At 61.1% G+C, this 12,709-nt stretch carries 7 protein-coding genes; all 7 read left to right on the top strand.

The window, feature by feature from the left end; all coding sequences use genetic code 11:
• The first annotated feature begins 181 nt into the window (after nucleotides 1–181).
• The 7 genes from yegD to baeR all read left to right on the top strand — a co-directional run bounded on the left by yegD (nucleotide 182) and on the right by baeR (nucleotide 12,691).
• Nucleotides 182–1,534 carry a molecular chaperone gene (gene yegD, locus JO226_RS10310; protein WP_293561464.1) on the top strand — a complete coding sequence of 451 codons (1,353 nt, stop codon included), beginning with the start codon at nucleotides 182–184 and terminating at the stop codon, nucleotides 1,532–1,534.
• Between the two features lie 173 nt (nucleotides 1,535–1,707).
• Nucleotides 1,708–2,955 carry an MdtA/MuxA family multidrug efflux RND transporter periplasmic adaptor subunit gene (locus JO226_RS10305; protein ID WP_293561461.1) on the top strand — a complete coding sequence of 416 codons (1,248 nt, stop codon included), beginning with the start codon at nucleotides 1,708–1,710 and terminating at the stop codon, nucleotides 2,953–2,955.
• Nucleotides 2,955–6,077, top strand: a complete 3,123-nt coding sequence (locus tag JO226_RS10300; RefSeq protein WP_293561460.1) for an MdtB/MuxB family multidrug efflux RND transporter permease subunit — start codon at nucleotides 2,955–2,957, stop codon at nucleotides 6,075–6,077. The genes JO226_RS10305 and JO226_RS10300 overlap by 1 nt, the downstream gene beginning before the upstream one ends.
• Entirely contained in the window at nucleotides 6,078–9,155 is a 3,078-nt protein-coding gene (mdtC, locus tag JO226_RS10295) for a multidrug efflux RND transporter permease subunit MdtC (RefSeq protein ID WP_293561458.1), read from the top strand.
• A 1-nt stretch (nucleotide 9,156) separates the two neighbouring features.
• Complete coding sequence (locus tag JO226_RS10290; protein ID WP_293561455.1) at nucleotides 9,157–10,572, top strand: MFS transporter; 1,416 nt, start codon at nucleotides 9,157–9,159, stop codon at nucleotides 10,570–10,572.
• Nucleotides 10,569–11,972, top strand: a complete 1,404-nt coding sequence (gene baeS, locus JO226_RS10285) for a two-component system sensor histidine kinase BaeS (RefSeq protein WP_293561452.1) — start codon at nucleotides 10,569–10,571, stop codon at nucleotides 11,970–11,972. The genes JO226_RS10290 and baeS overlap by 4 nt, the downstream gene beginning before the upstream one ends.
• Nucleotides 11,969–12,691 carry a two-component system response regulator BaeR gene (gene baeR / locus JO226_RS10280; RefSeq protein WP_293561448.1) on the top strand — a complete coding sequence of 241 codons (723 nt, stop codon included), beginning with the start codon at nucleotides 11,969–11,971 and terminating at the stop codon, nucleotides 12,689–12,691. The genes baeS and baeR overlap by 4 nt, the downstream gene beginning before the upstream one ends.
• Nucleotides 12,692–12,709 lie beyond the last annotated feature (18 nt).

The following is a 12,709-nucleotide window of genomic DNA, read 5'->3' as shown; positions in this document are numbered from 1 at the left end:
AAACATCCAGTTCCAGTCATAAGGCGGCTGCCAGGGCAAATTAAACATGTCTTCTCCTTCGTTAACCTTTACAGGATAACCGCCTGGCGCATTTTTCGCCTTGCTTTCATATTCCGGTTGTCGCCAGGGCTTCATTGGGCTAAAGTCGCCCCCCTTCTTCACTGGCATGGGGAAATAACAAGTGTTTATTGGTTTTGACTATGGGACGGCTAACTGTTCGGTTGCCGTCATGGACAACGGCACACCGCAACTGCTGAAACTGGAAAACGACAGCACCTTGCTGCCGTCGATGCTGTGCGCGCCGACCCGCGAAGCGGTGAGCGAATGGCTGTACCGCCATCATGATGTTCCGGCGAACGGCGACGAAAACGAAGCCCTGCTGCGTCGGGCCCTGAAATACAACCGCGAAGAAGACATCGACGTGCTGCGCAACAGCGTACAGTTCGGTCTTTCGTCGCTGCAGCACTACATTGACGACCCGGAAGAGGTCTACTTCGTTAAATCGCCGAAATCCTTTCTCGGCGCCAGCGGCCTGAAGCCGCAGCAAGTGGCGCTGTTTGAAGATCTGGTCTGCGCGATGATGCTACACATCAAACAGCAGGCGGAGACCCAGTTGCCGCAGAGCATTACCCAGGCGGTTATCGGTCGTCCGATCAACTTCCAGGGGCTGGGCGGCGATGACGCCAACGCCCAGGCGCAGGGGATCCTCGCCCGCGCCGCCGAGCGCGCCGGTTTTCGCGATGTTATCTTTCAATACGAGCCGGTCGCCGCAGGGCTGGATTTTGAAGCCACGCTCAGCGCGGAAAAGCGCGTACTGGTGGTGGATATCGGCGGCGGCACCACCGACTGCTCGCTGCTGCTGATGGGCCCGCAATGGCGCGCCCGCCGCGATCGTCAGGAGAGCCTGCTCGGTCACAGCGGCTGTCGCGTCGGCGGAAACGATCTGGACATCGCGCTGGCGTTTAAATGCCTGATGCCGCTGCTCGGCATGGGCGGTGAAACGGAAAAAGGCATCGCGCTGCCGGTGCTGCCGTGGTGGAACGCCGTCGCCATCAACGACGTTCCGGCGCAAACTGACTTCTATGGCAGCGCCAATGGCCGTCTGCTGCGGGATCTGGTTCGCGACGCGCGCGATGCCGATAAGGTCGCCCTGCTGCTGAAAGTATGGCAGCAGCGTCTGAGCTACCGGCTGGTACGCAGCGCCGAAGAGAGCAAGATCGCCCTTTCCGGGCAGGCGGAATATTCCGCTGCGCTGCCGTTCATCAGCGATTCGCTGGCCGCCGCCATTAACCAGGACGGACTCGAAGCAGCGCTGAACCAACCGCTGGCGCGGATCCTCGAACAGGTGCAGCTGGCGCTCGACAACGGCCGCGAAACGCCGGACGTTATCTACCTGACCGGGGGCAGCGCCCGTTCGCCGTTGATTAAGAAAGCGCTGGCCGAACAACTGCCGGGCATCAACATCGCGGGCGGCGATGATTTCGGTTCCGTTACCGCCGGGCTTGCCCGCTGGGCGCAGGTGATGTTCGGTTAATCCTGCCTTTACACGCCGGTATCGTCAGACGGTCCGGCGTGCGTATTTCCACCGTATCTCCTTGATTAAGACCTTTCCAGACAGTCTTTCATATTTCCTCCATTATTCCGGCACGTTCGCTAACTAAACTAGTATCATTCCGTGAAAGGTTTCAGGATGAGATACGTATAACAATGAAAGGCAGTCAAAAAACGCGCTGGATGATGGCGTTGAGTGTGGTGATTGTGGCTGGCGCCGCAATCGGATTCTGGCACAGCCGCAGCAGCACCGCGGACAGCGTCGCTGCGGGCGCTTCGGCCCCTGCCGGGCAGCATACTGGCGGCGGTCGTCACGGCGGACGCTTTAGCGGCGCGCTGGCGCCAGTGCAGGCCGCGACGGCGACCAGAGAATCCGTACCACGCTATCTGACGGGCCTTGGCACCATCACCGCGGCGAACACCGTGACGGTTCGCAGCCGCGTCGACGGCCAGTTGCTCAGCATTAACTTCCAGGAAGGCCAGCAGGTCAAAGCAGGCTCCTTGCTGGCGCAGATCGACCCAAGTCAGTTTAACGTCGCACTGGCCCAGGCTCAGGGACAGCTGGCGAAAGACAATGCCACCCTCGCCAATGCGCGCCGCGATCTGGCGCGCTATCAACAACTGGTGAAAACCAACCTGATATCCCGTCAGGAGCTGGATACACAGGCGGCGCTGGTGACGGCAAGCGAAGGGACGGTAAAAGCCGATCAGGCTGCGGTCGCCAGCGCTCAGTTGCAGCTTGACTGGACCCGCATCACGGCGCCGATTGACGGCCGCGTCGGCCTCAAGCAAGTGGATATCGGCAACCAGATCTCCACCAGCGACACCACCGGCATTGTGGTGCTGACGCAAACGCATCCTATCGACCTGGTGTTTACCCTGCCGGAAAATGATATCGCCACCGTGGTGCAGGCGCAGAAAGCCGGTCAGCCGCTAACGGTCGAAGCCTGGGACCGGACCAACAAACAAAAGCTCAGCAACGGCGCGCTGCTGAGCCTCGATAACCAGATTGACGCCACCACTGGCACCATCAAGCTGAAAGCGCGCTTTAGCAATATGGACGACGCGCTGTTCCCTAACCAGTTCGTCAACGCGCGCCTTCTCGTGGATACCGAGCAAAACGCGGTGGTTATCCCAACGGCTGCATTGCAGATGGGTAACGAAGGCAACTTCGTCTGGGTGCTGAGCGATGATAACAAGGTCAGCAAACACACGGTGGTGCCGGGTATTCAGGACAGCCAGAACGTGGTCATCAGCGCCGGGCTTTCCGCAGGCGACCGGGTCGTGACCGACGGCATCGACCGCCTGACCGATGGGGCAAAAGTGGACGTTGTGCAAGCGCACAGCGTGCCCGCAGAAGCCCCGGCGGCCCACCAGGGCGGTAAGAAAGGAGCTCGCTCCTGATGGACGTGTTACCTCCAGGCAATACGGGCGGGCCGTCCCGCCTGTTTATCCTGCGTCCGGTCGCCACCACGCTGATGATGGTCGCCATCCTGCTTGCCGGGATTATCGGCTACCGCTTTCTGCCCGTTTCCGCGCTTCCTGAGGTGGATTACCCCACTATTCAGGTCATTACCCTTTATCCCGGCGCCAGCCCGGACGTTGTAACGTCCTCCATCACCGCGCCGCTGGAACGGCAATTCGGCCAGATGTCGGGCCTCAAACAGATGTCGTCGCAAAGCGCGGGCGGCGCATCGGTCGTGACGCTGCAGTTCCAGCTTGCGCTGTCGCTGGACGTCGCCGAGCAGGAGGTGCAGGCCGCCATCAACGCCGCCACTAACCTGCTGCCGGGCGACCTGCCGAATCCGCCGGTCTACAGCAAGGTCAACCCGGCGGATCCGCCGATCATGACCCTGGCCGTGACCTCCTCCGCCCTGCCGATGACCCAGGTTGAAGACATGGTGGAAACGCGCGTCGCGCAGAAAATTTCGCAGGTCTCCGGCGTCGGCCTGGTAACGCTTGCCGGCGGGCAGCGCCCGGCGGTACGCGTGAAGCTTAACGCCCAGGCCATTGCGGCGCTCGGGTTGACCAGCGAAACCGTCCGCACCGCCATCACCAACGCCAACGTTAACTCGGCGAAAGGGAGCCTTGACGGCCCGGCTCGCGCCATCACGCTCTCCGCCAACGACCAGATGCAGTCCGCCGGGGAGTACCGCAACCTGGTCATCGCCTACCAGAACGGCGCGCCAGTGCGGCTTGGCAGCGTCGCCACCATTGAACAGGGCGCGGAAAACAGCTGGCTGGGTGCCTGGGCCAACAAACAGCAGGCGATTGTGATGAACGTGCAGCGCCAGCCCGGCGCCAATATCATCGCCACCGCCGACAGCATCCGCCAGATGCTGCCGCAGTTGACCAGCAGCCTGCCGAAGTCGGTGAAGGTACAGGTGCTTTCCGATCGCACCAACAATATTCGCGCTTCGGTCAGCGACACGCAGTTTGAGCTGATGCTGGCGATCGCGCTGGTGGTGATGATCATCTATCTGTTCCTGCGCAACGTGCCAGCAACGATCATTCCCGGCGTGGCGGTGCCGCTGTCGCTGGTCGGAACGTTTGCCGTGATGGTGTTCCTCGATTTCTCGATCAACAACCTGACGCTGATGGCCCTGACCATCGCCACCGGGTTTGTGGTCGACGATGCGATCGTGGTGATTGAAAACATCTCCCGCTATATCGAAAAAGGCGAAAAGCCTCTGACTGCCGCGCTGAAAGGCGCCGGGGAGATTGGCTTTACCATTATCTCCCTGACCTTCTCGCTGATTGCCGTGCTGATCCCGCTGCTGTTTATGGGCGATATCATTGGCCGCCTGTTCCGCGAATTCGCCATTACCCTTGCAGTGGCTATCCTGATTTCGGCGATCGTGTCGCTGACGCTGACGCCGATGATGTGCGCCCGTATGCTGAGCCACGAGTCGCTGCGCAAACAGAACCGCTTTTCGCAGGCAAGCGAACGCTTCTTCGAGCGGGTGATTGCCGCCTATGGCCGGGTGCTTGCCAGAGTGCTGAACCACCCGTGGCTGACCCTCAGCGTGGCGCTGGCAACGCTGGCGCTGTCGATTATGCTGTGGGTGTTTATCCCCAAAGGCTTCTTCCCCATCCAGGATAACGGCATTATTCAGGGCACATTGCAAGCGCCGCAGTCCGCGTCGTTCGCCAGCATGGCCCAGCGTCAACAGCAGGTCTCCGATATTCTGTTGAAGGACCCGGCAGTAGAAAGCCTGACTGCCTTCGTCGGCGTCGACGGCACAAACCCGTCGCTCAACAGCGCGCGCCTGCAGATTAACCTCAAACCGCTGAGCGACCGCGACGACCGCGTGCAGGCGGTGATTCAGCGCCTGCAAAACGCCGCCGATCGGGTGCCAGGCGTGACGCTGTATCTGCAGCCCGCGCAGGATCTCACCATCGATACGACCGTCAGCCGCACCCAGTATCAGTTTACCCTGCAAGCCAACTCGCTGGAGGCGCTCAGCGAATGGGTGCCGAAGCTGACGGCGCAGCTGCAAACCCTGCCGCAGCTGGCCGACGTCAGCAGCGACTGGCAGGACAAAGGACTGGCGGCCTTTATCAATGTCGACCGCGACAGCGCCAGCCGTTTCGGTATTACCATGGCGGATGTCGATAACGCGCTGTACAACGCCTTCGGCCAGCGCCTGATCTCCACCATCTACACCCAGTCGAACCAGTATCGCGTGGTGCTGGAAAACGACACCAGTGAAACGCCAGGGCTGGCGGCGCTGGATAATATCCGTATCACCAGCAGCAGCGGCGGCATTGTGCCGCTGAACGCCATCGCCAAAGTGGAAGAGCGTTTTACGCCGCTGGCGGTTAACCATCTGGATCAGTTCCCGTCGACCACTATCTCGTTTAACGTGGCGCAGGATTCCTCGCTTGGCGACGCGGTGCAGGCGATTCAGGATGCGGAAAAAACCCTCAGCTTCCCGGCGGAAATCCGCACCCAGTTCCAGGGCAGCTCGCTGGCCTTCCAGTCCGCGCTCGGCAGCACCGTCTGGCTGGTCGTGGCGGCAGTGGTGGCGATGTATATCGTGCTGGGGATTCTTTACGAGAGCTTTATCCACCCGATAACCATCCTCTCGACGCTGCCGACCGCAGGCGTCGGCGCGCTGCTGGCGCTGTGGGTCTCCGGTAGCGAACTCGATGTGATCGCGATAATCGGCATCATTCTGCTTATCGGCATCGTCAAGAAAAACGCCATCATGATGATCGACTTTGCGCTGGCCGCCGAGCGCGAGCAGCATATGCCGCCGCGCGAAGCCATTTATCAGGCCTGCCTGCTGCGTTTTCGGCCGATCCTGATGACCACGCTTGCCGCCCTGCTCGGCGCGCTGCCGCTGATGCTCAGCACCGGTGTCGGCGCGGAGCTGCGACGCCCGCTGGGGGTAGGCATGGTGGGCGGCCTGCTGGTAAGCCAAGTGCTGACGCTGTTCACCACCCCGGTGATTTATCTGCTGTTCGACCGCCTGTCGCTGTACCTGAAAAACCGCCTGCCTGCGCGTGAAGAGGAGGCGTAAATGAAGTTTTTCGCCCTCTTCATTTACCGCCCGGTGGCGACAATTCTGATAACGCTTGCCATCACCCTGTGCGGCGTACTGGGCTTCCGGCTGCTGCCGGTGGCGCCGTTGCCGCAGGTCGACTACCCGGTGATTATGGTCAACGCCTCGCTGCCCGGCGCCTCGCCGGAGACCATGGCGTCATCCATTGCCACACCCCTGGAACGCTCGCTCGGAAGGATCTCTGGGGTCAACGAAATGACCTCGATGAGCTCGCTTGGCAGCACGCGCATCATTTTGCAGTTCGATTTCAGCCGCGATATCAACGGCGCCGCCCGTGACGTGCAGGCAGCGATTAACGCCGCGCAGAGCCTGCTGCCGTCGGGCATGCCGAGCCGCCCGACCTACCGCAAGGCCAACCCGTCCGACGCGCCGATCATGATTTTAACGCTCACCTCGGAGACCTACTCCCAGGGTAAGCTGTACGACTTTGCCTCCACCCAACTGGCGCAGACCCTCTCGCAGATTGGGGGTGTCGGCGATGTGGATATCGGCGGCAGCTCGCTGCCCGCCGTCAGGGTCGACCTCAACCCTCAGGCGCTGTTCAATCAGGGCGTCTCGCTGGACGATGTCCGTACCGCGATAACCAAAGCCAACGTGCGTAACCCGCAAGGCGCTATCGACGACACCGCCCACCGCTGGCAGCTCGCCACCAACGACGAACTGAAAACCGCCGCCGAATATAAGCCGCTGATTATCCACTACAACCACGGCGCGGCGGTACGGCTGAGCGATGTCGCGAAGGTGACCGACTCGGTACAGGACGTGCGCAACGCCGGGATGACCAACGCCAAACCGGCGATCCTGCTGATGATTCGCAAACTGCCGGAAGCAAACATCATCCAGACCGTGGACAGTATTCGCGCCCGCCTGCCGGCGCTGCGGGCAACCATTCCCGCGGCTATCGACCTGCAGATAGCTCAGGATCGCTCGCCGACCATCCGCGCCTCCCTTGCCGAGGTGGAGCAAACGCTGGTCATTTCGGTGGCGCTGGTGATTCTGGTGGTGTTCTTGTTTTTACGCTCCGGACGGGCAACGATTATCCCCGCCGTGGCGGTGCCGGTGTCGCTTATCGGCACTTTTGCCGCGATGTACCTGTGCGGCTTTAGTCTGAACAACCTGTCGCTGATGGCGCTAACCATCGCCACCGGTTTTGTCGTCGATGACGCTATCGTGGTGCTGGAGAATATTTCCCGCCACCTGGAAGCCGGAATGAAGCCGCTGCAGGCGGCGCTGCTGGGCAGCCGCGAAGTGGGCTTCACCGTGCTGTCGATGAGCCTGTCGCTGGTGGCGGTGTTCCTGCCGCTGCTGCTGATGGGCGGCCTGCCGGGGCGGCTGCTGCGCGAGTTTGCGGTGACGCTGTCGGTGGCTATCGGCATTTCGCTGGCGGTATCGCTGACCCTGACGCCGATGATGTGCGGCTGGATGCTGAAATCTTCCCGTCATCGCGCCCCAACCCGTAACCGGGGGTTCGGCCGCGTGCTGGTCGCTATGCAGCGAAGATACGGTAAATCATTGAAATGGGTGCTGAACCATGCCCGGCTGGTGGGGCTGGTGCTGCTCGCCACCATCGCCCTCAACGTCTGGCTCTATATCTCGATCCCCAAAACCTTCTTCCCGGAGCAGGATACCGGGGTGGTGATGGGCAACATTCAGGCGGACCAGAGCATTTCGTTCCAGGCCATGCGCGGCAAACTTCAGGATTTTATGAAGATCATCCGCGAAGATAAGGCCGTGGATAACGTCACCGGATTTACCGGCGGTTCACGGGTCAACAGCGGCATGATGTTTATTACCCTTAAACCGCGCGACGTGCGCAACGAAACGGCGCAGCAGGTGATTGATCGTCTGCGCAAGAAGCTGGCGAAAGAACCGGGCGCTAACCTGTTTTTGATGGCCGTACAGGATATTCGCGTCGGCGGCCGCCAGGCCAACGCCAGCTACCAGTACACCCTGTTGTCGGATGACCTGGCCGACCTGCGCGCCTGGACCCCGAAAATCACCCGCGCGCTGGCCAAACTTCCGCAGTTGGCGGATGTTAACTCCGACCAGCAGGACAACGGCGCTGAGATGGATCTGGTGTACGATCGCGACACCATGTCGCGGCTCGGCATCAACGTCGAGGCGGCGAACAGCCTGCTGAACAACGCCTTTGGTCAGCGCCAGATCTCCACCATCTACCAGCCGCTGAACCAGTACAAAGTGGTGATGGAGGTCGACCCGGTCTACACCCAGGATATCAGCGCCCTGGACCAGATGTTCGTGATTAACAGCGAGGGTAAGGCGATTCCCCTCTCCTGGATTGCGAAATGGCAGCCCGCCAACGCGCCGCTGTCGGTGAACCATCAGGAGCTGTCGGCGGCCTCGACCATCTCCTTTAACCTGCCGACCGGGAAATCGCTGTCGGAAGCCAGCGACGCCATCGGCCGGACGATGACCCAGCTCGGCGTCCCGTCCAGCATCCGCGGCAGCTTTGCCGGTACCGCCCAGGTGTTCCAGCAGACCATGAATGCGCAGGTCGTTTTGATCCTCGCGGCGATTGCCACGGTCTATATCGTGCTGGGGATACTGTATGAAAGCTATGTGCACCCGCTGACCATTCTCTCGACGCTGCCGTCGGCGGGGGTGGGCGCGCTGCTGGCGCTGGAGCTGTTCAATGCCCCGTTCAGCCTAATCGCCCTTATCGGGATCATGCTATTAATTGGCATTGTGAAGAAAAACGCCATCATGATGGTCGACTTTGCCCTTGAGGCGCAGCGTCACGGCAACCTGCCGCCGGAAGAAGCCATTTTCCAGGCCTGCCTGCTGCGTTTTCGTCCAATCATGATGACCACGCTCGCCGCTTTGTTCGGTGCGCTGCCGCTGGTGCTGTCCAGCGGCGATGGCTCGGAGCTGCGTCAGCCGCTGGGGATCACCATCGTTGGCGGTCTGGTGATGAGCCAGCTATTGACCCTGTATACCACCCCGGTGGTGTATCTGTTCTTTGATCGTCTGCGCCTGCGCCTGGCGCGCAAACCGCGGCAACCGGTAACTGAGTAAAATGGAAGAGCTACCCACCAGCGTCCGCTGGCAGCTATGGATAGTGGCATTCGGCTTTTTTATGCAATCACTGGATACCACTATCGTCAATACCGCCCTGCCCTCAATGGCCAAAAGCCTGGGGGAGAGCCCGCTGCATATGCACATGGTTATCGTCTCCTACGTACTGACGGTCGCACTGATGCTGCCCGCCAGCGGTTGGATGGCGGACCGGGTCGGCGTACGCAACATCTTCTTTACGGCGATCGTGCTGTTCACCGCCGGTTCGCTGTTTTGCGCACAGGCCAATACCCTTAACGAGCTGGTCATGGCGCGCGTGCTGCAGGGGGTCGGCGGCGCGATGATGGTGCCCGTCGGACGGCTGACGGTGATGAAAATCGTCCCCCGGGATCAGTACATGGCGGCGATGACCTTTGTGACCCTCCCGGGCCAGGTCGGGCCGCTGCTGGGCCCGGCGTTGGGGGGGATTCTGGTGGAATATGCCTCCTGGCACTGGATTTTCCTTATCAATATCCCGGTGGGGATCGTCGGCGCTATCGCCACCCTGTGCCTGATGCCGAACTACACCATGCAGACGCGGCGCTTTGATCTTTACGGTTTTATTCTGCTGGCGCTGGGAATGGCGATGCTGACTATCGCGCTCGACGGGCAAAAAGGGCTGGGCATCTCGCCGCTCATGCTGACGCTGCTGGTGGCTGTCGGCCTGATGTCGGTCCTGCTCTACCTGCGGCACGCCAAAGGCAGCGACAGCGCGCTCTTTAGCCTGAAGCTTTTTCACACCCATACCTTTTCGCTGGGGCTGGCTGGCAGCTTTGCCGGGCGTATCGGGAGCGGCATGTTGCCGTTTATGACGCCGGTTTTCCTGCAAATCGGTCTCGGATTCTCTCCGTTTCACGCGGGGTTAATGATGATTCCGATGGTTATCGGCAGTATGGGGATGAAGCGGGTGGTGGTGCAGGTGGTCAACCGCTTCGGCTACCGCCGGGTGCTGGTCGGCGCGACGCTTGGGCTCTCGCTGGTGAGCCTGCTGTTTATGGCCACCGCGCTGCTGGGCTGGTACTGGCTGCTGCCGCCAGTGCTGTTCCTGCAAGGGATGGTCAACTCCAGCCGTTTCTCGTCAATGAACACCCTGACGCTCAAGGACCTGCCGGATGAGCTCGCCAGCAGCGGCAACAGCCTGCTCTCAATGATTATGCAGCTGTCGATGAGTATTGGCGTCACCGTCGCCGGGCTGCTGCTCGGCATGTACGGCCAGCACCATATCAGCGTCGACAACACCGTTTCACATCAGGTCTTCTTGTATACCTATCTCAGCATGGCGGTGATCATCGCGCTTCCGGCGCTGCTCTTCGCCCGCGTGCCGGATGATGTCAGCAAGAACGTGGTGATTTCCCGACGCAGAAGGAGCGAGCCGTGAAAATCTGGCGCCCAGGCATTACCGCAAAGCTGTTTCTGGCTATTTTCGCCACCTGTATCGTGCTGCTGGTCAGCATGCACTGGGCGGTGCGCTTAAGCTTCGAACACGGCTTTATCGATTACATCAAGCGCGGCAATGAGCAGCGTCTGCAACTGTTGAGCGAAGCGCTGGCGGAACAATACGCCTCGCACGGCAACTGGCGTTTTCTGCGCAATAACGACCGCTTTGTGTTCCAAATTCTGCGATCGCTTGAACATGACAGCAGTGACGACCGCCCCGGCCCCGGCATGCCGCCTCACGGCTGGCGCACCCAGTTCTGGGTGGTGGATCAGAACGCCCTGGTGCTGGTTGGCCCGCGCGCACCCGTCCCGGCGGACGGCACCCGGCGCGGCATTATGGTCAACGGTATGGAGGTCGGCGCGGTGATCGCCTCGCCGGTTGAGCGGCTGACCCGCAATACCGACATCAATTTTGACCGTCAGCAGAAGCGCACCAGTTGGCTTATCGTGGGTCTGGCGACACTGCTCACGGCGCTGGCCACCTTCCTGCTGGCACGAGGCCTGCTGGCGCCGGTCAAACGACTGGTCGACGGGACGCACAAGCTGGCGGCGGGCGATTTCTCCACCCGCGTGACGGCGACCGACACCGACGAACTCGGTCGGCTGGCGCAGGATTTTAACCAGCTCGCCAGCACGCTTGAACGTAATCAGCAGATGCGTCGCGACTTTATGGCCGATATCTCCCACGAGCTGCGCACGCCGTTGGCGGTACTGCGCGGCGAGCTGGAGGCGATTCAGGACGGCGTGCGTCAATTCACCCCGGAATCCGTCGCGTCGCTACAGGCGGAAGTCGCGACGCTCACCAAGCTGGTGGATGACCTGCATCAGTTGTCAATGTCCGACGAAGGCGCGTTGGCCTACCAAAAATCGCCGACCGACGTGGTCTCGCTGCTGGAAATGGCGGCAGGCGCGTTTCGTGAACGTTTTGCCCATCGGGGGTTGACGCTGACGCTACGGCTGCCGGAAAGCGCCACCGTGTTTGGCGACCGCGACCGTCTGATGCAGCTGTTTAACAACCTGCTGGAAAACAGCCTGCGCTACACCGACGCTGGCGGCCAGCTGCGGGTAAGCGCCGAGAAGAACGCCAGCCTGCTGACCCTGCAGTTTGCCGACAGCGCTCCGGGCGTCACCGATGAGCAACTGGCGATGCTCTGCGAGCGTTTTTACCGCGCCGAGGGCTCGCGCAACCGCGCCAGCGGCGGCTCCGGGCTGGGGCTTGCCATTTGCGTCAATATCGTGGCGGCGCACGGCGGCCAGCTTCATGCCGCACATTCGCCTTTTGGCGGGGTTAGCATTAAAGTAGAATTACCGTTGGATCGTGACGTATCGAGAGATGTATGAACGGGTTACCGATTGATGAAAACGCCCCACGCATCCTCATTGTTGAGGATGAGCCCAAACTTGGGCAGCTGTTGATTGATTACCTGCTGGCGGCGAACTACGCGCCGGTACTGATTAATCACGGCGACAAAGTACTGCCCTACGTGCACCAGTCGCCCCCGGCGCTGATCCTGCTCGACCTGATGCTGCCCGGCACCGACGGCCTGACCCTGTGCCGCGAAATCCGCCGCTTTTCCGACGTGCCTGTCGTGATGGTCACCGCCAAGATAGAGGAGATCGACCGTCTGCTGGGGCTGGAGATTGGCGCGGATGACTATATCTGTAAGCCCTACAGCCCCCGCGAAGTGGTGGCGCGCGTCAAAACCATTCTGCGCCGCTGCCGCCCGCATCGCGAGCTGCAGGCGCTGGATGCCGAAAGCCCGCTTATCGTCGACGAGAGCCGTTTTCAGGCCTCCTGGCGCAACAAACTGCTGGATTTAACCCCGGCGGAATTTCGCCTGCTGAAAACCCTGTCGCAGGAACCGGGAAAAGTCTTCTCCCGCGAGCAGCTGTTGAACCATCTCTATGATGACTACCGCGTGGTCACTGACCGCACCATCGACAGCCATATCAAAAACCTGCGCCGCAAGCTGGAAGCGCTGGACGGCGAACAGTCGTTTATCCGCGCCGTGTACGGCGTTGGCTATCGCTGGGAAGCGGACGCCTACCGGATTGCCTGAAAACAGCCCGCTCTCATC

The organism is Pluralibacter sp. (genome assembly GCF_019237635.1).
Classification (GTDB): domain Bacteria; phylum Pseudomonadota; class Gammaproteobacteria; order Enterobacterales; family Enterobacteriaceae; genus Enterobacter_B.
Note: the sequence above shows the minus strand (reverse complement) of the source record. Positions and strands in the feature narration are given on the sequence as shown.

Excerpts from the sequence above, each read along its gene's own strand:
- JO226_RS10305 (WP_293561461.1), top strand. The coding sequence starts at position 1,708 with ATGAAAGGCAGTCAAAAAACGCGCTGGATGATGGCGTTGAGTGTGGTG.
- JO226_RS10300 (WP_293561460.1), top strand. The coding sequence starts at position 2,955 with ATGGACGTGTTACCTCCAGGCAATACGGGCGGGCCGTCCCGCCTGTTT.
- mdtC (WP_293561458.1), top strand. The coding sequence starts at position 6,078 with ATGAAGTTTTTCGCCCTCTTCATTTACCGCCCGGTGGCGACAATTCTG.
- JO226_RS10290 (WP_293561455.1), top strand. The coding sequence starts at position 9,157 with ATGGAAGAGCTACCCACCAGCGTCCGCTGGCAGCTATGGATAGTGGCA.
- baeR (WP_293561448.1), top strand. The coding sequence starts at position 11,969 with ATGAACGGGTTACCGATTGATGAAAACGCCCCACGCATCCTCATTGTT.